Source organism: Rhizobacter sp. LjRoot28 (genome assembly GCF_964253025.1).
Taxonomy (GTDB): Bacteria; Pseudomonadota; Gammaproteobacteria; order Burkholderiales; family Burkholderiaceae_C; genus Rhizobacter.
Window position 1 is genome coordinate 891,310 of sequence record NZ_CAXUQC020000001.1, and the last position, 21,542, is coordinate 912,851.

Genomic DNA, 21,542 nt, shown 5'->3' on the forward strand with positions numbered 1-21,542 from the left:
CCGCGCGGCGCCCTTTGACGGGCCCCGTCGGTTCAAGCCACACCCGCCCCGTCCCTTCCCATGCGCTTTCGCCAGCAGCAAGACGACGCTCACCGCGCCACGCAGCGGCTGCTGCTGCTGTTTGCGTTGCTGCTTGCGGGTCTGGTGGTCGCCGTCAACGGCTTGCTGCTCGGCGTGTGGCTCGGGCTCGGCTGGCTGCTCTCCTGGGAGCTGGCGCTGCCGCCTCTCTTCTTCGAGACCAACACGGCGGTGGTGCTGCTGTTCGTGCTGGGCGGCGCATGGGTGGAGCTGGCCCGCCTGCGCGAAGGCGGCGGCGCGCACGTGGCCCGATGGGCCGGCGGCCGCGAGCTGCTGGATGCCCGCCACCTGAGCGAGCGCCGCCTGCTCAACATCGTCGACGAGATGGCCATTGCGAGCGCCTTGCCGCGCCCGGCCGTCTACCTGCTCGACCGCGAGGATGCGATCAACGCCTTTGCTGCGGGGTGGTCTGGCGATGACGCCATCGTGGCCGTCACCCAGGGAGCACTCGATCGCCTCACCCGCGATGAGTTGCAGGGCCTGGTCGCCCACGAGTTCGGCCACATCCACCACGACGACCTGCGGCTCAACATGCAACTGCTCTCGCTCGTGTGGGGCCTGTCGCTCGTGCATGGCTACGGCTTGAAGCTGCTCGAGTCCGACGACAGCGGCCGCCGCTCCGCGTTCGGCCTGCTGGTGGGCCCAGTGTTCGTCGCCGCGGGCTTGCTGGGCTGGCTGGCCGGCCAGCTGCTGCAGGCTGCAGTGTCGCGGCAGCGCGAACTGCTGGCCGATGCGAGCGCCGTTCAGTTCACTCGCAGCCGCGACGGGCTGGGCGGCGTGCTGCGCAAGGTATGGCATCAGTCGCGCCATCGCGAGGACCGGCTGCGGCGCGTGCCGGCACGGCTGCTCGCGGCGATGCTGCTGCAGGCGCCTGCCGACTGGCTCGCCACGCACCCGCCGCTGCCCGAGCGGCTGCGCCGCCTCTATGGCCGAGCGGTCGCGCCGCTCCCGGCGCCGCGGCTGGAGACCGGCGGCCAAGTGGACGAGCCCCGTCGCGCGCCGGTGATGGCGGCCGCTCAGGGCGCCGTGGCGTTTGCACCTGCCGTGGCGACGGTCCAGGCTGCAGCGGCGACGTCAGCCGCCAGTGCAGTCGCCACACCGGTTTCACCCGCGGCCTCGGCGTCCGCCGTGGGCGTGACCGCCCAGGACGAGCGTGACGCCATGGCACGCCTCGCTCGCCTCAATGGTCCCGGAGAGTTGCGCGCGGCCATCCTGGCACTGCTGGCCACGCCGGACAGCCGCCGCGAGCACCTCGCGTGGCAGGAGGCCACCGCGGGTCTCGGCAACGCACGCACCGTGCGCGAAGACACGGCAACGCTCGGGCCGGCCAGTCGCCTGCCCTGGCTCGAGTTGCTGCTCGACCGCGTGGCCGCCGCACCGCTCGGCGACCGCCAGCAGCTCATGGCCGCGGCCCGGCGCCTGATGTCCGCCGACGGTCAGATCCGCCCCATCGACCGTCTGCGCTGGTTGCTCATGCGGCAGCGGCTGGGCGATGCGCCCGCGGGCTCACGGACCGCCGCCACGTTCACCGACCTGGCCGAGGCCTCCCTGCACACCCGGCGCGAAGTCGCACGGTTCACCGCCTTCCTCGCCCGCCTGCTGCCCGATGGCAGCGTCTGGTACGAAGACGTGATGCGGCCGTGGCTCAGCGGCGATGCCTTGCCCGCCTGCGAGGCGCCCGACGCGGATGGTCTGGTGCAGGCGCTCCAGGAACTGCAAACCCTGTCGTGGATGCTCAAGCCGCGGCTGGTGCGCCACTGGACCGAAGCCGCGCTGCGGCATTCGTCCGCAGGCCCGCTGCCCGATGAGGCGTGCGATGCGTTGCGCCTGGCAGCCGCGCTGCTGGACACGCCGCTGCCGCCGGAGCTGGCGCGGCGGTATGTGGAGGCGGTGGGCTGAAGGGGCCGATCTTCGCGGCGCTTGGGTGTTGAATTGCGTCGGCTGGACAGGTGCCAGCGGACGTCGCCTTCAAGTGGGCATGCTTGTCGGACACGTTGCCCGGCGTCAACCCGATTCCGGACCCTGCTGCCGCGTTCGCTACTGTGGCAAAGGCAACCCGCTCTTGAAGCCAGCCATGGAACCGAGGCCTCGCTGCTCAACAGTCGACCTCAAGGCCATCCCGGCGCCGCAGAGGCCAGCGGTCACCCAGCTTGAGGACGTATGCGATCGCAATCAACGGGACCTGTTCTGGATGCAGACGTTTGGAGGTCTATTGCTCCACGACCGCCCGGCAGCAGCATCCAAGCCGCGCTGAGCGCGCGATCGCCGCATATGCCTGCTGTGGAGCCGCACGCCGGGCGTTGTTCAGCCAAGCGGAAGACGAACGGGAATTTGCCCTGAAAAGACAAAGGCCCCAGAGGTTTCCCTCTGAGGCCTGATCCGGTGGTGGAGAGGAGGAGGATCGAACTCCCGACCTTCGCATTGCGAACGCGACGCTCTCCCAGCTGAGCTACCCCCCCGACACGGACGGGAGTTTAGCGCAAAACGGGCTGCGGGCGCATCCCGACTGGGTCAATGCAGATCGCCGTCGAGGTAGAACCAGCGCCCGTCGCGACGCACGAAGCGGCTGGTTTCGTGAAGGCGGTGGGCGCGGCCGCCGAGCTTGCTCCGGGCGACGAATTCCACGGTGGCGTGGGCGGCGTCCTGCTCGTCGTGGCGGCGCACATCGAGGCCCAGCCAACGCAGGCCCGAAGGCTCGGCCTCGAGAGTCTCGGGGCGGTTCTCCGCGGCCCAGGTGGCGAGCAGATAGGCGGTGTCGCCGCAGACGAAGGCGCTGTAGCGGGAGCGCATGAGGGCTTCGGCGTCGGGGGCCTGGAGGTGTTGCGGCCCCGCGTGGTAGCGACCGCAGCAGGCGCTGTACGCCATGGGGCGACCTTCGTGGACTCGGCAGGGGCAGGGGTCAGAGGACATGGCTCGGAACGCAGGGAACGCGGAAGGAAAGGAGCCGGGATTGACTCAGGAAAGGGCAGGGTGCGCAGGATGCCACGCGAAATCCCGGGCCTGGAAAGGGAGGGCGGAAAGGGCGTTGCAGGGCCGGACGTGGTGTGCCAATATACTGTTCATCCATACAGTAGTTGTTGTCCATGCCTGTTGCCATTGTCCCTCCTGCCGCGCTGCAGTCCGCACGGCCATCACGCCCCGACACCGGGCGAGGGGCGACGACGGGCGGCGCTTCCGCTTCCGCTTCCATGCCCGGCCCTTCGGCCAACCTGCCCCTCTGGGCAGAGCCCTTGCCCCTGGCCGTGGAGGGCACGGCCGAGCTTCGTAGCGCGCCCGCTGCGGCGAGTCCGGCCCAGGACGCAGACGGTGGAGGTGCGGGCGTTTCGGCGAGTCGAGCTGCGGCGTCTGAATCTGCATCCGGATCCGGATCCGGATCTAGATCCGCAACGACAACGGCACCCGCATCGGCGTCGACGTCGGGCTCAGCATTGGCACCCCCAATCCTTCCCACCAACGGAAAGGGTGCGGCCTCGGTCACCGCAGCCGTTGCGCCGCTAGCGCCAGCCTCGCTGGCATCGGTCCGTCCCTCTTTTCCTGTTCCCTCGACCACGCCCCGGGGCTCGGCCCCGTTGCCCTCGTCCGGGCGGTCCCCCGGGTTCTCCGCGCGGTTGTCGTCGCCTCCCGCGTTCGATCGGCTTCACCCCGAAACCCTGCACCCCGCCTTGTGGCGTGGCCATCAGCTGGGGCGCCATGGTGTGCAAGGTGTGGCCACCGGTTTTGCCGCGCTCGATGCCCAGTTGCCAGGGGGCGGATGGCCGCGGCGTGCGCTGTCGGAGTTGTTGCTGGCCCATCCCGGCCTGGGTGAGATCCGCTTGATTGCCCCGGCGTTGGCGGCCGTGCAGCAGGCCGACCGGGTGGTGATGCTGTTCGATCCCCCGGCAGCCTTGTCGGGGTGGGCTCTGGCCGACATGGGTCTCGATGTCGAGCGCCTGCTGCTCATCCAGACGGCCACCCATGTGCCGGTCGATCCCGCCGGGCGGCCTGGCGGTCCCCTGCGTCCGGTGGAGTTGAAGGCGCGTTTGTGGGCGCTGGAGCAGGCCCTCAAGAGTGGCCATGTCGGGGCCGTGCTCGCCTGGCTGCCGCCCTGCTTGTCTCCCGACCGGGTGCGCCGCCTGCAACTGGCGGCCCAGGCCCACGATGGTCCAGCCTTCGTGTTGCGGGAGGCGGCGGCCCAGGGGCAGCCAAGCGCTTCACCGTTGCGCCTGGGCTTGCGTGCGGCCGGCGTGGACCAGCTCGCCATCAGCGTGTTCAAGCGGCGCGGACCGCCCTTGCTCCAGCCCTTGCACCTGCGTTTGCCACCCATGCTGTCGGTGGTGGCCGCGCGGCGTGCCGTGGCGGGATCATCCGGCGCAGCGGTTGCCGGGTCGTCTGTCGGGGCGGTCTCTGGAACGGCGAGCGAGGCGGCGCTCCGCTCGTCCGATGGCCCGCGTCTCGCGTCGGCCACCTTCGTCAACCTGGCGTGACGGCCGTCGTGTTGTCGAGGTCTGCCCGTGCTGTGGATCGGTCTGCATCTGCCCTGGTTGTCGCTCGAGGCGTTCCTGGCAACCTTGCCGCCTGGCAGTGCCGGGGCGCCCGTGGCTCTGGCCGACCGCTTCGGGGTGCTGGCGGTGAATGGGGCGGCGCAGGCCCTGGGGGTGCAGCCGGGCATGAAGCGGCCCACGGCCTTGGCTTTGGCGCCGCAACTGGCGTTCGGCGAGGCCGATGAGCGCCGGGATGCCGAAGGGCTGATGGCCGTGGCCCATGCGGCACTGGCCTTCACGCCCACCGTGTGCCTGGTGCCCCCGGCGGGCGTGGTGCTCGAGGTGCACTCCACGCTGCGCTACTTCGGGGGCTTCGAGCGCCTGCTGCAACGCCTGACCCTGGCCTTGCGGCCATTGGGCCACCGGGTGTGGCGCGCCAGTGGCGCCACCGCGCAGGGCGCCGTGCTGCTGTCGCGGCACCGGGACGGCTTGCATTGCCGCGAGGCACCCGAGCTGCTGCGGACGCTCGCCCGCCTGCCCGTGCACCTGCTCGACTCGGCGCAGCCTCACCTCGACGCGCTCACCGGCATGGGCTTGCGCCAGGTGGGCGACTTGCAGCGGCTGCCGCGCGACGGGTTGATGCGGCGCTTTGGCGAAGGCCTGGTCGAGGAACTCGACACCGCCTGGGGGCGGCGTCCCGATCCTCGCCAGGCGCTCGCGTTGCCCGATGTCTTCGACAGCCGGGTTGAACTCTTCGCCCGGGCCGATACCACCGAGCAACTGCTGCAGGGCGCCGAGGTGCTGCTGGCGCGCCTCGTGGCCTGGCTCTCCGGCCACCATGCTTTCGTGCGGCGCTTCCAGCTTCTGCTGCACCACGAAGGACGCAGCCGGCGCAGCGAAGGACCGGCGGTCACCCCGCTCGATGTGGCCCTGGCTGAACCTTCGCGCGATCTCGGGCACCTGCAGTCCCTGTTGCGCGAGCGTCTGGCGGCGTTGCAACTGCCGGCGCCCACGCTGGAGCTCGCCCTGCATGCGGAAGACATCGCCCGTCAGCCGCCGCCCAATGCCGAGCTCTTTCCCACGGCGCGCAGCGAACACCAAGGTCTCACCCGCCTCATCGAGCGCCTGCAGGCGCGGTTGGGCCCGAACCGGGTGCAGCGCATCGTGCGGGTGGCCGACCATCGCCCCGAACGCTGCGTGGCCGTGCAGGCCTACGAACCCGGCCCGCCGCCTCGTCCCCCGGAGCCGGTGGCCGGGGCATCACGCCGTCCCGCGCGCCGCCAGGCTCGCTCGTCGCGTGACGAGCCCGCGCTCGCGCCCGCGAAGCTGCCCGACCTGCGGGCCTGTCCTGCCGAGCCTGCGCGTCCGCCTCCCCGCGGCCGGCCGGTGTGGTTGCTGCCGGAGCCCCAGGCCTTGTCGGAGCGGGAATCGCGGCCCGTGTGGTCAGGGCAGGTGTTGCAACTGCTGTGCGGCCCGGAACGCATCGAATGCGGCTGGTGGGACGCTGCGCTCGCCGAACGCGACTACTTCATCGCCCAGACGCAGGAGGGGGCGCTGGTCTGGGTGTATCGGGCGAGGTTGCCGTTGTCGCCGGACGCTGCCGGAGGCGGGTGGTTCTTGCAGGGCTTGTTCGGCTAGATGAAGCCCCCCACGTCGCTGACGCTCCTGCCCCCCCAAGGGGGGCGCCCCGGGTCGCCCGGGAGACCCGGGCTCGCGGGTGGCCTGAGGGGCGCTTCGCTTCGCTTGCTGGGCCCGACGGCACGGCCTTGGCATGATGGCCGACCGGCGCGGCGCGGGGCGGTGTTGGCGATTGAGCGCCCGAACACAAGAGCTTCTGATCAAGCAGACGTGGAGAGACGTCCTGGCCTGCTCCGGTCCTCGGCGTTCACCGCGCGTAAGACCTTCACATTACCAACGATACGAATAAGCTGAAGCTGGTGTTCAGGCGCTTCTTTGAGCACTTTCTTGTCGCGACAAGAAAGTGCTTCGGCTGCAGGGCCGAGACCCGGCGCGGCCGTGCCGCCGAGACACCGTTTCGGAGAGCGAAGTCGCCGGTACCAGCGTCACAACTCGCGGCAGGCGCATCGGACCCCGCAACCGAATCGAACCGAACCGACCCGGCAGCCGACCTCGCCGCACCCCCGCGGTCTCAGCATTCGAGGCTGTCGATGAGCCACGTCCGGCCGAGCCAGCCGAGCGGCGTGGGAGCTTTCGATCTCAGCCGCGGCTCGGGTTGATGAGGAACTTGGCGCCGGTGGCGCGGCGGCCGTACTCGGCGATGACGTCGGGATCGAGCGCTTCGCTGAGCGAAATCTCGCGGGCGTAGTGGCTCTTGAAGGTGGTGGTCAGTTCAGCGGCGACGCGCTGGCGCAGCGCTTGTGCGGCCACGGGGCCGATCTTTTGCAGGAAGGGCGTGAGCAGCCAGCCGCCCATGCTCCACGTCATGCCGAAGTTGCGGACGAACTCGGTCGGGCGCATGTCGAGGCTGCCGTAGACGTAGACCTGCTTGTGCACATCCGAGCCGTAGCGGCTGTAGTTCTTGGCCTTGCGGTTGATCGCGGCCTCCATGCAGGTGAGGATCTGCCCGGCCACGCGGCCGCCACCGATGGCATCGAAGGCGATGGTCGCGCCCGTCGCGGTGAGCGCGTCCGTGAGCGAGGCCATGAAATCGGGTGTGCTGGCGTCGCACACATGCTCGGCACCCATGTCCTTCAACAGGGCGACCTGCTCCGGGCGCCGCACGATGTTGACGAGGGCGATGCCGTCCTTCTGGCAGATGCGATTCAGCATCTGCCCGAGGTTGGACGCCGCGGCGGTATGCACCAGGGCGGTATGGCCCTCGCGGCGCATGGTTTCGGTCATGCCGAGGGCGGTGAGCGGGTTGACGAAGGCCGAGGCGCCGTCCGCGGCGCTGGCGCCTTCAGGAAGTGGCAAGCATTGGTCCACCGGGACGCATCGGTACTGCGCGTACATCCCGCCGCCGAGGATGGCGACGGTGCGGCCCATCAGGGCCTGGGCCGAGGCCGACGAACCGGCGGCGACCACGGTGCCAGCGCCCTCGTTGCCCACGGGCATGGCCTCGCCGATGCGGGCGGCCATGGCGCGCATGCCGTTCTCCGGCACGGGCGCCGTCACCTGCGGCTGGCCGGCGGTGCCGGTGGCGCGCAGTTGGGTCAGGTCGGCCGCGCCGAAGAGCAGGCCGAGGTCGGACGGGTTGAGCGGAGAGGCCTCGATGCGCACCAGCACCTCGTTGGGTCCCGGTTCCGGCACGGCCACTTCGGCAAGGGACACCACCAGTTCACCGGTGGGGCGGACGAGGGACTGCAGTTGAAGTGCGGTGCGAGGGGTCATTCGGATCTCCAGGAAGGGAATCCGGATGAGTGTAGGCCGGTGAGATGGACGCTGCGGCCCAAGGGGAAAGGAACGTGGCCTGCAGCAGGCGAAGCTTGCGTCGGAGGAGAACCGTCACGCACGTCGATGTCGACCTCAGCGTCCACGCGGTGACCCGTGGCTCGTGACCCTCGGCTCGTAGCAGTAGCGAGTGGCCAGTAGCCAGAGGCCCGCGAACCGTGATGCTCGAACGGCGAACCCTGACCCATGGCGCGGCCGGTCGCCTTCGCTGCCTCCAGGATCAGCACTTGACACCTGGTGCACTCAAGGGCGACGCCAGGCGCCGCCCAGCCCGCCGATCAGCGAATGACGTTGTACCCGCGACCCGTGAGGCAGCGCTTGAGCACCGTGCCGCGGTCGGCGTCCTTGGCCTGGCGCTGACCGAGGATGCCGAGCGATGCGCGGTCGGCCGCGGCGCCGGCGACACGACCGGCAAAGCGGGTCACGTCGCTGAGGTTCTGGTTGGCGATCGCCACGCAGGCCTTGTAGTCCTCGCGGTATTTGGTCTCATCCACCTTGGAGGGGTCCACCAGGTCGTACCCGGCCAGCGGCTCGGGCGGCAGGTCGAGTTCGAGGGTGGTGCAGGCGGAAAGGGACAGCAGGCCCGCGGCAACGGCCGCGGCAGACAGGAAGCGGGACAGGGACATGGCAGGCAGCGAGGTTGAAAGGGCCATTGTCGTCCACGCGACCGGTTCAACCGTGCCGGGGCAACCCGCATGAGGCCGTGCCGATCGTCGAGTGCCGCACAAGAAGAGCGCTTCGGTCCGGGACTGGGCCGCTTTCCCTTCCAGGCATCTGACGTTTCCGACGCCGCACCGGCCGCACCCGCCGCCCGGCCCGGCCCGGCCCCGCGCCGCGACGCGAAGTCCGGGGCCGTGACGCCATGAGTGCGCCGGAACACACGTTCCTGCCCGATCCGCATCCGGCGAAACGCCGGATCGGCCGATAAGTCCTCATCTCCTTCGAGTCCACCATGATGAAACTCATCCATCCCAACGACCGTTCCGTGCTGAGCGCCTTCCTGCTGCTCTTTGCCGGGGCGCTCGGCTACGCCTGGCAAACGGGCGTGGTCGCGGCCACGATGGCCGCGGGGCTGGCGCTGCTGGCCGCGGCCATGCTGGTGGCCTGTCTCTCCAAGGGCCGGCTGGCCAGCCAGATCGCCCTCCCTGCGATCGGCATGGGCCTCGTCGCCCTGATGATCCAGGCCGCGGCCGGCAAGCCGGAAGCGCACTTCGCGGTATTTGCCTTCCTCGCGGTCACCGTGGTGTACCGGCACTGGCTGCCGGTGATCGTGGCGGCCGGCACGATCGCCGTCCACCACCTGTCCTTCAACTACTTTCAGCAATGGATGTGGGGCCCCATCTGCTTCGTGGAACCCGGCCTCGACAAGGTGATCGAGCACGCCGCCTATGTGGTCGCCGAGGCTGCCATCCTTGTGATGCTGGCCGCGCGCGCGGCTGGCGAACACCGCGCCGCCGAGGAACTGCGCAGCATCGCGGACGGCCTGCGCCAGCGCGACGGCAAGGTCGACTTCGCGGCGGCCCGCAACACCTATGTGTCCGACACGGCGCGCGCCCTGGCTTCATCGCTGGCCGAGGTGGCCGGCGCCGTCGGCGTGGTGCGCCACAGCGTGGACGCCGTCACCGGCTCGGCGCAGGATGTGGCCTCCGAAAGCATGGCGCTTGCCACGCGCACGACCGAAGCACTGAACCGACTGGAGACCACGGCGTCCTCGCTGGACGAGATCGCCCGAACGGTCCGCGAGACCGCCGAGTCCGCGCGGCAGGCCGAGCAGCAGGTCGAGGCCGCCACCCGGGTGGCCGACCGCGGCGGCGAGGCCGTGGCCCGTGTCGTGGCGACGATGGACGACATCACCGCGAAATCCCGCCGCATCAGCGAGATCACAGGGGTGATCGACGGCATCGCCTTCCAGACGAACATCCTCGCCCTCAACGCCGCGGTCGAAGCCGCGCGGGCCGGCGAGCAGGGCCGCGGCTTTGCCGTGGTGGCGAGCGAGGTGCGCAGCCTGGCGCAACGCAGCGCCCAGGCCGCCAAGGAGATCAAGACGCTCATCGGCGACAGCGTCGAGAGCGTGCAGCAGGGCACCGGACTGGTCCGCGATGCTGGCGACACGATGCAGGAGATCGTTGCAGCGGTGAAGTCGGTGGCCTTGCTGGTGAACAGCATCTCATCGGCTGCGAGCGCGCAGAGCGAGGGCATCGGCCTCGTGAGCCGGGCCGTGGGCGACCTCGGCGCGGCCACGCAGGAGAATGCCGGCATCGCCCAGCGCTCGCAGTCCGCCGCCGCGGAACTGAACTGCGAGGCCGCACGCCTGACGGCCGCGACGCAGACCTTCAGCACCTGACGCACCTCTCACGGCCTCCCGTCGGGCCCTTCGTGGCCCCGGCAGGAGATGCCGCCCGTCGTGCGGAACGGCGGCAGACCGATGTCCTAACGTTCGCTTCACCAAGGGCTAACCGGCCCTTAATGCGAGTTCCCTATCGTGCAGGTTCGACGCGGACTGCGGTCCGCACCCAACCACACGAGGGGACTCCATGACACTCAAGACCTTGAACGTTTCGTTGATCGCCGCCGGGGTGCTCGCTGTTGGTACGGCCGGGGCCATCGGCCTCAAGCCGGACCTGATCAAGACCGCCGATACGGCCGCCGCCACGACCTCCGCCGCCGCCGCGACCACTGCCGCAGGCGGCCTCGCGCCGGCCGCTCCGGTGCCTGCGCGCTCCGCCGTGCCCGACTACCGGGCCATCGTCGCGCAGGCCGGCCCGGCCGTCGTCGGTGTCACCGTCGAGGGTTCGCACAAGGTCTCCCGCGAAGAGATGCCGCAACTGCCCCCGGGCGCCGAGAACGACCCCTACTTCCAGTTCTTCCGCAGCCTGCCGCCGGGCCTCAAGTTCCGTGGCGCACCGCAGAATCCATCGCAGCCCTTCCGCGGGCAGGGCTCGGGCTTCATCATCAGTGCCGACGGCCTGATCCTCACCAACGCCCACGTCGTGCGCGACGCCAAGGAAGTGACGGTCAAGCTGGGCGACCGCCGCGAGTTCGCCGCCAAGGTGCTGGGCAGCGACCCGACGACCGACGTGGCCGTGCTGCGCATCGACGCGAAGGACCTGCCGGTCGTGCGCCTGGGCGACCCGCAGAACCTCGAGGTGGGTGACCCGGTGCTCGCCATCGGCGCGCCGTACGGCTTCGAGCAGACCGCCACCAGCGGCATCGTAAGCGCCAAGGGCCGTTCGCTGCCGGGTGACGCCATGGTGCCCTTCATCCAGACCGACGCCGCGGTGAACCCGGGCAACTCGGGCGGCCCGCTGTTCGATGGCAGCGGTTCGGTCGTCGGCATCAACGCGCAGATCTACTCCCAGTCGGGCGGCTTCCAGGGCCTGAGCTTTGCCATTCCGATCAACGTGGCGCTCAAGGTGAAGGACCAGATCGTGGCCACCGGACGTGCGTCGCACGGTCGCCTCGGGGTGGTCATCCAGGACCTGAACCAGAGCCTGGCCGAATCGTTCGGCCTGAGCCGCCCGAACGGCGCGCTGGTATCGAAGGTCTCGCCTGACAGCGCCGCCGCGGCGGCGGGTCTCAAGCCGGGCGACGTGATCACCGAAGTGAACGGTGAGCCGATCGACCGCTCCGGCGCGCTGTCGAGCCGCATCGGCCTGGCGTCGCCGGGCGACAAGGTGAAACTGACCATCTGGCGCGACCGCAAGGCGCAGCAGGTCGAGGCCAAGCTGCAGGGCATTCCGAACGAGGCCGCACAGGTGGCTGACAGCGGCGCCACGCAGGGCGGCAAGCTCGGCCTTGCCCTGCGACCTCTCACGCCGGACGAGCGTCGGCAGTCCAAGCTGGAGGGCCTGCTGGTCGAGAACGCCAGCGGCCCGGCGGCGCGCGCCGGCATCAACCCGGGCGACGTGGTGCTCGCCATCAACGGCAAGCCCGTCACCTCCGTCGAGCAGGTGCGCAGCGTGATCGAGGGCAAGCCCAAGAGCGTGGCGCTGCTCATCGAACGGGATGGCGAGCGGATCTTCGTTCCCGTGAACCTCGGCTGATCGAACCGAGGCCCGAGCGGTGCCGGCGAATGCCCGCGCCGCGCGCGCACGTCAGGCGAGCTGCCGCTGGATCTCCGCCGCCATGGCGGACAGCGGCAGCACCCGCTCCGCCGCGTTGCGCTTGATGGCCTCGCGCGGCATGCCGAACACCACGCAGCTCGCCTCGTCCTGGGCCAGGGTGCGTGCGCCGACGTTGCGCATCTCCAGCAGCCCTGCGGCGCCGTCGTCGCCCATGCCGGTCATGATGACGCCGAGCGCGTTCGCCCCTGCGCTGCGCGCCACCGAGCGGAACAGCACGTCGACGGAAGGCCGGTGCCGGTTCACCAGCGGCCCGTCCACCACCTCCACGAAGTACTGTGCTCCGCTGCGTTTGAGCAGCATGTGGCGGCCGCCGGGCGCGATCAGCGCCCGTCCCGGGACAACGCGATCGTTGTTCTCGGCCTCCTTGACGGCGATCTGGCACAGGCTGTCGAGCCGCGCCGCAAAGGCCGCGGTGAACTTCTCCGGCATGTGCTGCACGATGACGATGCCGGGACACACCCGCGGCAAGGCGGTCAGAACGGCCTCCAGTGCCTGCGTGCCGCCCGTCGAGGTGCCGAGCGCCACCACGCGTTCGGTGGTCTGCGTCATGGCGCGGGTGGTGGGTGGCAGGATGACGTCGGCGGTGTTCTTGGCTGCGGGCACGGCAGGTGCGGCACGCCCCGGCGCCAGGGTGCGCACGTTGGCCTTGGCGGCTGCGCGCACGGTGGCCACCAGTTCGTCGGCGGCCTCGCTGAGGAACTGCTTCAGGCCGACCTTCGGCTTGGTGACGATGGCCACGGCACCGGCCGCCATCGCCTCGAGCGTGGTGCGCGCGCCGCGCTCTGTCAGCGTGGAGCAGATGACCACCGGCGTGGGGCGCTGCTGCATCACGAGGCGCAGGAAAGTGATGCCATCCATGCGCGGCATCTCGACGTCGAGCACGATCACGTCGGGCCAGTCGTGCTTGAGCCGTTCGATGGCGAGCACCGGGTCGGCCACGCTGGCCATCACCTCGATGCCCGGCGCCTGCGACAGCAGCCCGGCCAGCACCTGGCGGACCACCGCCGAATCGTCGATCAGCATCACGCGCACGGGGGTCATCGCAGGTCTCCCGCGAGGGGTGTGAAGTCGGACGAGCCGGGCTGGACCTGCCGCACCCAGACGTCGCCGCTCGCCGGGCGGAAGATGATCTGGCGGTGCCCGTTGCCGAACAGGCTCTCGGAGACCACCGGAATGCCACGGTCGAGCAGCAACTGGCGTGCAGCCTCCCCATTGCGCCGCCCCACGCCGATGGCACCGGGCGGCGTGTGGTCGGGAAACATGTTGCCGCCGCCGAAGATCTTGGCCTCGCACTGCGAGCCCGTCACCCGCACGCGGGCGAGGTGGTCCAGCATCAGGTGCAGCGCATCCTGCCCGTAGCGTGCGTCGTGCCGAGGCGCGGCCGAGGCGTCGGCGCTCGGGCGTTCGGCCAGCAGGAAGTGCGACATGGCGCCCACGCGCAGCCGAGGGTGCCAGAGTGTGATCGACACGCAGGAGCCCAGGAGTGTGCGAATCTGGCTCTCGGCCCCGCCCACGGCGTACTCGCCAGGGCGCAGCATCACGTCACGGGTCAGGGCGTCGGGCGTCATCGCAGCAGACGGGTTCACGGTTTGCGGTAGATGGACGGCGCCACCTGCACGACCGCGTCGCAGATGTCGTTCAGGGTCTCGGAGTGCCCGATGCAGAAGTGGCCGCCGCGCTTGAGCGGGCCCAGCACCCGCGCCACCACCTGGCGCTTGGTGTCGCCATTGAAGTAAATCATCACGTTGCGCAGGAAGACCATGTCGAAGCTGCCGAGCTGCGGCAGGGCGGTGTTGAGGTTCACCTGCGTAAACGACACCCGCTGGCGCAGCTCTCGCTGCACGAGCAGCGTGCCGGTCTGCGCATCGATGCCGCGCAGGCAGAAGCGCTTGAGGTAGGCCTGAGGAATGTGGCGTGTGCGTTCCAGCGCGTAGTGGCCGACCCTCGCACGCTCCAGAACGCGCGTGCTGATGTCCGTGCCCACCACCTGCCAGGGGCGGCTCATGCCCAGGGTGTCCGCCAGGACCATCGCGATGCTGTAGGCCTCCTCGCCCGTGGAACTGGCTGCGCTCCACACGCGAAAGGGCGCGCTGGCTGGGGCGGCGCACGCCACTTCGCGCAGCAGCTCGAAGTGCTTGGGCTCACGGAAGAAGTACGTTTCGTTGGTGGTCAGCAGGTCCACCGCCGTCTGCACTTCGGCGGCGTCCTCACCGCTGGCCAGCAGCTTGAAATAGTCGCTGAAGCTTGCCAGGCCATGCACCTGCAGGCGCTTGGCAAGGCGACCCGAGACCAGTGCCTTCTTGGCCGAGCCGAGGGTGATCCCCGCCGCCTCGTAGATGAAGCGCTGGAAGTGGCCGAACTCGTGGTCGTTGATGCTGGCGCTCATGCTGCTCACTCCGCCGCCAGGCTCAGAAGCGGGCGAACTGCGTTTCGTCCAGGCCGGCAGCGCTCAGCGCGAAGCCGTTGTGGCCGTGGCCGTTGAGCTTGCGGCCGGGCGCGGGCGCCGCGGCCGGCACATGGATGCTGGCGCGCGAGGGCCGCGGTGCACGGGCGGTGGCCGTGGTCGCCGGAACACTCGCGCCCCCGACCCGGAAGAACGCCATGGTTTGCTGCAGCTGCTCGGCCTGGCTGCTCATCTCCTCGGAGGTGGCGGCCAGTTCCTCGGAGCTGGAGGCGTTCTGCTGGGTGGTGGTGCTCAGCTGGCTCACAGCAGCATTGATCTGGCCGACGCCCGAGGTTTGCTCCTCGGAGGCAGCGGTGATCTCCTGCACCAGGTCGGAGGTCTTCTTGATGTTGGGCACGATCTCGTCGAGCAGGCGCCCGGCGCGCTCGGCGAGTTCGACGCTGGAGCCGGCGACCGTGCCGATCTCCTGCGCGGCGACCTGGCTTCGCTCGGCGAGCTTGCGCACTTCGGCCGCCACGACGGCAAAGCCCTTGCCATGCTCGCCGGCACGTGCGGCCTCGATGGCGGCATTGAGCGCGAGCAGGTTGGTCTGGTAGGCGATGTCGTCGATGATGCCGATCTTCTGCGCGATCTGCTTCATGGCGGCGACGGTGGCCTTGACGGCCTCGCCGCCCTCGGTGGCTTCGCTGGCGGCCTTGGTGGCCATGCCGTCGGTGACCTTGGCGTTCTCGGTGTTCTGGGTGATGGAGGCCGTCATCTGTTCGAGCGAGGCACTCGTCTCTTCCACACCGGCGGCCTGTTCGCTGGAGGCCTGGGACAGCGACTGCGCCGTGGCGCTCACTTCCTCCGAGGCGCCGGCCAGCGATTCGGCGCTGGCGTTGACCTCGGCCACCACCTGCGACAGCTTGGCCACCGTGTTGTTCACGTAGGTCTTCATCTCGCCGAACGAACCCTGGTACGGCTTGTCGATCGACTGCGTCAGGTCGCCGTCGGCCATCGCGCCCATGACGCGCACGACGTCGTTCACGCTGTCGCCGGCCGACTGCACCATCTGGCGCACGGTGTGCAGCATGCTGGTCGTGTCACCCGGGGCCAGGTGGACCTGCACCGTGAAGTCGCCGACGGCGACCTTCTCCAGCACCTCGGCGGCATAGGTGGGCTCGCCCCCCAGCAGCTTCAGGAGGCCGCGGGTGATGACGAAGGCCACGCAGGCACCAGCCAGGATGGCGATGACCGCCAGGCCGATGATGAGGTTGCGCGTCTGCTCGTAGATGGCAACGGCCTGCTCACCGGCCTCCTTCATCTGCACGCCGATGTAGTCGCCGAGCGCGTCGGCGGCGGCCTGATAGGCATCATTGGCCGGGGCGAAATCGCTCTTCATGAATTCGACGGCTCGGGCACGATCGGCCTTCACCAGTTCGTAGAGGCGGTCGTACATCGGTGACAGCCGTGCGCGCTTGTCCTCGACGTCCTTGAAGAGTTGGCGCGCACGCTCGGCGGTCAGCACGCCGTCCAGCCGCTTGATGAGTTCGGCATTCTTCGCGCGGGTCTCGCTCACTTGTTGCTTGAGGGACTCCACTTCGGATTCGCTCGTGGCCAGCAGGACCGAGCGCAGCAGGCGTCCGTTGGTCAGCGCGTTCCTGACGATGCCCTCGGCCATCTGGACCTTGGGGTACCGGTCTTCCATGATCGTCGTGGCGGAATCGCTGACCGTGCCGAGGCGCAGCACGCTCAGCAGCGAGATGGCGATCAGCAGGACGATGACCACGCCGAAGCCGAGGCTCAGGCGGGTGGCGACTTTGAGGTTGGCAAACATGTTTTTATCTCCCTGGGCGCATTGCGCGGTCAGTTGGACGCGGCGGCGTCTCGGGGCACGCCGGCGGCGGCCTGCAGGTCGTCGATGGACAGCACCTGGTTCACGTTGAGCAGGATCACGAAGCGGCCCTTGACCTTGCCCATGCCCTGGATGAAATCGCTTCGGATGTTGGCGCCGAAGCTCGGCGGCGGCTCGATGTCGTGCGCGTCGATGTCGAGCACTTCGTTGACGGTGTCCACGACGACGCCGATGACGTGGCGCTCCTCGCCCGCCTGCACTTCGACGATCACGATGCAGGTGCGTTTGGTCACAGGGCTGGAGGGACGGCCGAAGCGGGCCAGCAGGTCCATCACGGGCACCACGGCGCCACGCAGGTTGATGACGCCGCGCACGCAGGCCGGCATCATCGGCACCTCTGTGAGCGTGTCGTACTCGATGATTTCCTTGATCGACAGGATGCCGATGGCAAAGGACTCGCCGGCGAGCAGGAAGGTCAGGTACTGGGTGGCTTCAGCGGCATGGGCGACTGCCGGCACGGCGGTCGGCATCTGCGCGCGGACAGAGGCAATGGCGTTCATCGTGGGACTCCTCGCCTTCAGAACTTGGCGAACTGGGATTCATCGACGCCGTCGGCGCCGGCAAAGGCGAGACGGCCGGTGAGATCGAAACCGCCCGCGCCTTTGCTGCCCGACTTGCCGCGCGCGGCGGTGGGGCGGGCGCTCGTGGCGGTCGGGGCGCGGCGTGGTGCGGGCTTGGCAGGTGCGCCATCGCGGGCCAGGCGGAAGAACGCCATGGTTTGCTGCAGCTGCTCGGCCTGGCTGCTCATCTCCTCGGAGGTGGCGGCCAGTTCCTCGGAGCTGGAGGCGTTCTGCTGGGTGGTGGTGCTCAGCTGGCTCACAGCGGCGTTGATCTGGCCGACGCCCGAGGTCTGCTCCTCGGAGGCAGCGGTGATCTCCTGCACCAGGTCGGAGGTCTTCTTGATGTTGGGCACGATCTCGTCGAGCAGGCGCCCGGCGCGCTCGGCGAGTTCGACGCTGGAGCCGGCGACCGTGCCGATCTCCTGCGCGGCGACCTGGCTTCGCTCGGCGAGCTTGCGCACTTCGGCCGCCACGACGGCAAAGCCCTTGCCATGCTCGCCGGCACGTGCGGCCTCGATGGCGGCATTGAGCGCGAGCAGGTTGGTCTGGTAGGCGATGTCGTCGATGATGCCGATCTTCTGCGCGATCTGCTTCATGGCGGCGACGGTGGCCTTGACGGCCTCGCCGCCCTCGGTGGCCTCAGTGGCGGCCTTGGTGGCCATGCCGTCGGTGACCTTGGCGTTCTCGGTGTTCTGGGTGATGGAGGCCGTCATCTGTTCGAGCGAGGCACTCGTCTCTTCCACACCGGCGGCCTGTTCGCTGGAGGCCTGGGACAGCGACTGCGCCGTGGCGCTCACTTCCTCGGAGGCGCCGGCCAGTGCTTCGGCGCCGCTGTTCACCGTGGCGACCACGCGGGACAACTCGGAGACCATGTTCTGCATGGCGCGCAGGAGCTGCGCCGTCTCGTCTTTGCCTTGTGCCTCGATGTGCACCGTGAGGTCACCCTCGGCGAGGCGGTCGGCCGCCTCCACCGCGCGCTTGAGCGGCTGGGTCACGCTGCGGCTGATCAGGATGCCGAGGGCAATGCCGGCGAGCACGCCGCCGACCATGAAGGCGATCATCGTGGACCGGCTTTCCAGGTAGATCGTCGTGGTGTCGACGGAGGCCTGCTTGGCCATCTCTTCCTTCATGCGGCTGAGGTCGGTCATCGCCTCGTCGAGCTGGCGGTTCTTCTCGCGCACGCTGTTCATGGCCTGGGCCACGGTCGCGTCCCGTTCCTGCAGCTTGGCGCCCGCACCGACGGACAGGGCGTGGAGGATCTCCTTCTCGTAGTCCGCCCATGCGGCGTCGAACTTCGCGAACGCCGCCTTGCCGCGCTCAGTGATAAAGAGAGGGCGGGCCTGGTCGGCCAGGCCCCGCAAGGTGGCGCTGAACTTCTGGACATTGGCGAGCTGGGTCTGGCGCTCCTCCTGGGTGGTGGCGTTCAGGAACTCCGCGCGCGCACGGCCGATGTAGATGAGGTTGATGTTGGCTTCCTTCACGTACGACAGCGCCATCAGCTCGCGGTCGTACAGCCGGTCGGCCATCTCGTTGATCTGGCCTGCGCTGTGCATGCCGATGTAGCCGACGACGCAGCTGATGGCTGCCACGAGGATGAAGCCGGCGATGAGTCGCACGCCGATCTTGAGGTTGGAAAACATGGGGATGGATCTCGGTTGACTTGACAGTGCGGTCGACGTTTGATCGGCCGGATGAAGGAGGGCTTGTGGCCCGGTGGGGCACGCAGGCGGCGCCTGGACGAGGGGCTGCTGGCTAGGCGTCGTGCTCCGTCGGTTCGGGCGCGGGCAAGCGCGTCGCGGCCTCCTGCATGAGCGCCGGAACGTCCACGATGAGTGCCACGTCGCCGCTGCCGAGGATGCTTGAGCCGCTGATGCCGCGCACCTGGGCGAACATGCGAGACAGCGGCTTGATCACCGTCTGCGCCTCGCCCATCAGCATGTCGACCACGAGGCCGAACTTGTGACCGGCATGCTTCACGACGACGATGTTCTGCCGCGGCCCCGGCTCGCCGGGCACCTCGAAGAGGTCACGCAGTCGGATGAAGGGCAGCACGGTGCCGCGGAGGTCGGTGTAGTCGTGCCCGGGCTCGCCGGCGAATTCGATGCACTCGTCCACCATGTCGAGCGGGACGACGAACACCGACTTGCCGACGCCCACCTGGAAGCCGTTGATGATGGCAAGCGTGAGCGGCAGCCGCACCGTGACCGTGGTGCCGACACCCGGCTGGCTCGCGATGTCGACGCTGCCGCGCAGAGCCACGATGTTGCGCTTGACGACGTCCATGCCGACGCCGCGCCCCGACAGGTTCGTCACCTGTTCCGCGGTGGAGAAACCGGGTTCGAACACCAGGCCGTAGATTTCGCCGTCGGTAAGCATGCGGCCCGGTTCCACCAGGCCGCGCTCCACCGCCTTGTTCAGGATCTTGTCGCGGTCGAGCCCGCCGCCGTCGTCGCCGACCTCGATCACGATGCTGCCGGAGTCGTGGTACGCGTTGAGCGACACCGTTCCTTGCGCCGGCTTGCCGCGCCGGGCGCGCAGTTCCGGCGAGTCGATGCCGTGGTCGATGGCGTTGCGCACGAGGTGGGTGAGCGGGTCGCCGATCTTCTCAACGACGGTCTTGTCGAGCTCGGTGTCCTCGCCGCTGACGGCCAGGGCGATGTCCTTGCCGATCTCGCGCGAGACGTCATGCACCACGCGTTGGAAGCGGTTGAAGGTGGCGCCGATCTTGACCATGCGCAGCTGCAGCGCGCTGTCACGCACCTGTTCCACGAGGCCCGAGAGGGTCGAGTGGCATTCCTGCAGTTCGGCGTTGCGCGTCCGGCGCGCGATCAGGTTGGCGCCGGCCGAGGCGATGATCAGCTCGCCCACGAGGTTGATGAGCTGGTCGAGCTTGTCGGCATCGATGCGGATCGACTGGCTCTCCGAAGGCTTGCCGTCCTTGCTGCGCTTCTGCTTGTCGAGTGCCGCGGCGACCACGGGGGCGGCCACGCTGCCTTGCTCGACGAGGAGGGCGCCGATGCGCGGCGGCGCGTCTGCCGCCTTGGCCCGTGATTGCCGGGTGAGGGCGGCGTCGAGTTCGCGGGCCGTGATGGCGCCGCACCGGACCAGCATCTCGCCGAGCCGGTCCGACTCGGCCGGCAGCGCGTGCAGCAGCTCGACGTAGTCAGCGCTCAGACTGGTGGGTGGGAGGATCGACAGCGTGCAGTCATCAAGCACGAAGTCGAAGACCGATTCGATGGCGGCCTTGTCGGCCTGCGTGCGCAGGGCGATCTCGAAGCCGAGGTGGCAGGCCTCGGGATCCATGGCCTCGGCTTCGGGCATCTGCGTTGCGCAGGTCACCACGCCGACTACTGTTCCCAGGGTGCGGAGGTAGCGGATGAACGACAGCGGGTCCATTCCGTTGCGCAGCACGTCGGCCCCGAAACGGATGGAGATGTGCCAGAGGTCGGCCGCGCCCATCAGCGGCTGGCCTTCCGTGCAGCAGCCCGATGCAGGCGCAGCCCGGGAAGGAGGTTCGTCGCCGCCCTGCGCGGGCACGAGGTAGGTGCGCAGCTGCGCGATCAGCGGTTCGCCACGGTCGAGCAGCTCCTGGCTTGCCCCCTGCGGGCTGGCCTCCACGGCGTCCACCAGCGCGCCGATGTGGTCGCCGCAGGTGAGCAGCAGCGCCACCAGCGATTCATCGACGGCGATGGCGCCGGCGCGCAGCTCGTCCAGCACGCTTTCGACCACGTGGGTGAAGGCGACGATGTCGTCGAGACCGAAGAGGCCGGCGGACCCCTTGATGGTGTGCGCCGCGCGGAAGATGGCGTTGACGGTTTCGGCAGCGTCGCTGCTCTGGCCGACGCTGAGCAGCGACGTCTCCATCGACTCGAGCAGCTCACGGCTTTCGGCGAAGAAGGTGATCAGGACGTCATCGAGGTTCATGTCTCGTCTCGCAAGTGGCGGCTCAGGCCTGAAGGGCGATCGGGTCGCCGAAGTGCCCGACCAGGTCGAGCAGCGCGAAGACCTCGACCACGGCCGGGCTGTGGCGGGTCAGCGTGAGGGTGCGCTGTGCCGCCAGGGCCTCACGCTTGGCGAGCAGAAGGAGCTGCACGCCGGCGGTGTCGAACTCGGTCACACCGGAGAGGTCGATCTCGACCGCGGCGTGCTCGCGCACCGCGGCCAGCAGCGCTTCCTTCAGTTCCGCGGCGCGGTAGATGCTCAGCTCGCCGTCGATGCACAGCACGGGCGCGGTCATGGCAGCACCAGCTTCTGCACCACGCCCAGCAGCTGGTCGGGCTTGAACGGCTTGACGATCCAGGCCTTCGCGCCGGCCTCCTGACCTTCGCGCTTTTTCGTCTCCTGCGACTCGGTGGTCAGCATGACGATGGGCGTGAACTTGTAGGCGGGCAGCAGCTTCACCGCCTTCACGAAGCTGATGCCGTCCATGTTGGGCATGTTCACGTCGCTGATGATCAGGTGCACCTTCTGGCCCTTGAGCCGGGAGAGTGCGTCCTTGCCGTCACAGCCTTCGATGACGTCGTAGCCTGCACCGCGCAGGGAGATGGCGACAACCTGCCGTACGGAGGCGGAGTCGTCGACGATCAGGATGGTCTTGGCCATGGAAATTCC

The 21,542-nt window shown here is 69.2% G+C and carries 17 protein-coding genes and 1 tRNA gene; 5 read left to right on the forward strand and 13 right to left on the reverse strand.

The features are described from left to right. Positions 1–60 precede the first annotated feature (60 nt). Positions 61–1,977, forward strand: a complete 1,917-nt coding sequence (locus ACSQ2F_RS04250; protein WP_436020106.1) for a M48 family metalloprotease — start codon at positions 61–63, stop codon at positions 1,975–1,977. Between the two features lie 484 nt (positions 1,978–2,461). Here the strand turns inward: ACSQ2F_RS04250 and ACSQ2F_RS04255 are convergent. Both ACSQ2F_RS04255 and ACSQ2F_RS04260 read right to left on the reverse strand, forming a co-directional pair. After that, a tRNA-Ala gene (locus ACSQ2F_RS04255) sits at positions 2,462–2,537 on the reverse strand. Positions 2,538–2,589: 52 nt separating this feature from the next. Further along, positions 2,590–2,943, reverse strand: a complete 354-nt coding sequence (locus tag ACSQ2F_RS04260; RefSeq protein WP_436020108.1) for a YchJ family protein — start codon at positions 2,941–2,943, stop codon at positions 2,590–2,592. 743 nt (positions 2,944–3,686) lie between these two features. Here ACSQ2F_RS04260 and imuA point away from each other — a divergent pair. Next, positions 3,687–4,541: a translesion DNA synthesis-associated protein ImuA gene (gene imuA / locus ACSQ2F_RS04265; protein WP_436020110.1), complete on the forward strand. Its 855-nt coding sequence runs from the start codon at positions 3,687–3,689 to the stop codon at positions 4,539–4,541. Positions 4,542–4,568: 27 nt separating this feature from the next. Continuing rightward, complete coding sequence (locus ACSQ2F_RS04270; RefSeq protein ID WP_436020112.1) at positions 4,569–6,176, forward strand: Y-family DNA polymerase; 1,608 nt, start codon at positions 4,569–4,571, stop codon at positions 6,174–6,176. Between the two features lie 579 nt (positions 6,177–6,755). Here ACSQ2F_RS04270 and ACSQ2F_RS04275 read toward each other — a convergent pair. Continuing rightward, complete coding sequence (locus tag ACSQ2F_RS04275) at positions 6,756–7,889, reverse strand: zinc-binding dehydrogenase (protein WP_436020114.1); 1,134 nt, start codon at positions 7,887–7,889, stop codon at positions 6,756–6,758. A 338-nt stretch (positions 7,890–8,227) separates the two neighbouring features. Then, positions 8,228–8,575 (reverse strand): hypothetical protein, encoded by a 348-nt coding sequence (locus ACSQ2F_RS04280; protein ID WP_436020116.1) that lies wholly within the window; start codon positions 8,573–8,575, stop codon positions 8,228–8,230. Positions 8,576–8,901: 326 nt separating this feature from the next. On the opposite strand from ACSQ2F_RS04280, the gene ACSQ2F_RS04285 reads away from it, so the two are divergent. Then, positions 8,902–10,293 carry a methyl-accepting chemotaxis protein gene (locus ACSQ2F_RS04285; protein ID WP_436020118.1) on the forward strand — a complete coding sequence of 464 codons (1,392 nt, stop codon included), beginning with the start codon at positions 8,902–8,904 and terminating at the stop codon, positions 10,291–10,293. Between the two features lie 190 nt (positions 10,294–10,483). Then, positions 10,484–11,992, forward strand: coding sequence for a Do family serine endopeptidase (locus ACSQ2F_RS04290; protein ID WP_436020120.1), 1,509 nt, complete (start codon positions 10,484–10,486; stop codon positions 11,990–11,992). Between the two features lie 51 nt (positions 11,993–12,043). Here ACSQ2F_RS04290 and ACSQ2F_RS04295 read toward each other — a convergent pair whose 3' ends face one another. The 9 genes from ACSQ2F_RS04295 to ACSQ2F_RS04335 form a co-directional block, all read right to left on the reverse strand. Next, complete coding sequence (locus ACSQ2F_RS04295) at positions 12,044–13,114, reverse strand: protein-glutamate methylesterase/protein-glutamine glutaminase (protein ID WP_436020122.1); 1,071 nt, start codon at positions 13,112–13,114, stop codon at positions 12,044–12,046. Beyond that, a complete protein-coding gene (locus tag ACSQ2F_RS04300) occupies positions 13,111–13,659 on the reverse strand; it encodes a chemotaxis protein CheD (protein ID WP_436020124.1) in 549 nt (182 codons plus the stop codon). The genes ACSQ2F_RS04295 and ACSQ2F_RS04300 overlap by 4 nt, the downstream gene beginning before the upstream one ends. After that, positions 13,656–14,459, reverse strand: a complete 804-nt coding sequence (locus ACSQ2F_RS04305; protein WP_436020126.1) for a CheR family methyltransferase — start codon at positions 14,457–14,459, stop codon at positions 13,656–13,658. The genes ACSQ2F_RS04300 and ACSQ2F_RS04305 overlap by 4 nt, the downstream gene beginning before the upstream one ends. Before the next feature lie 22 nt (positions 14,460–14,481). Next, positions 14,482–16,293, reverse strand: a complete 1,812-nt coding sequence (locus tag ACSQ2F_RS04310; protein WP_436020128.1) for a methyl-accepting chemotaxis protein — start codon at positions 16,291–16,293, stop codon at positions 14,482–14,484. Between the two features lie 29 nt (positions 16,294–16,322). Continuing rightward, positions 16,323–16,871: a chemotaxis protein CheW gene (locus tag ACSQ2F_RS04315; protein WP_436020130.1), complete on the reverse strand. Its 549-nt coding sequence runs from the start codon at positions 16,869–16,871 to the stop codon at positions 16,323–16,325. A 17-nt stretch (positions 16,872–16,888) separates the two neighbouring features. Beyond that, entirely contained in the window at positions 16,889–18,571 is a 1,683-nt protein-coding gene (locus ACSQ2F_RS04320; RefSeq protein WP_436020132.1) for a methyl-accepting chemotaxis protein, read from the reverse strand. Positions 18,572–18,683: 112 nt separating this feature from the next. Continuing rightward, the gene (locus tag ACSQ2F_RS04325) at positions 18,684–20,855 is read right to left on the reverse strand and encodes a chemotaxis protein CheA (protein ID WP_436020134.1); all 2,172 of its coding nucleotides are present in this window, start codon (positions 20,853–20,855) and stop codon (positions 18,684–18,686) included. Between the two features lie 22 nt (positions 20,856–20,877). Beyond that, positions 20,878–21,168 (reverse strand): STAS domain-containing protein, encoded by a 291-nt coding sequence (locus ACSQ2F_RS04330; RefSeq protein ID WP_436020136.1) that lies wholly within the window; start codon positions 21,166–21,168, stop codon positions 20,878–20,880. Beyond that, positions 21,165–21,533: a response regulator gene (locus tag ACSQ2F_RS04335; protein ID WP_436020138.1), complete on the reverse strand. Its 369-nt coding sequence runs from the start codon at positions 21,531–21,533 to the stop codon at positions 21,165–21,167. The genes ACSQ2F_RS04330 and ACSQ2F_RS04335 overlap by 4 nt, the downstream gene beginning before the upstream one ends. Between the last annotated feature and the right edge of the window lie 9 nt (positions 21,534–21,542).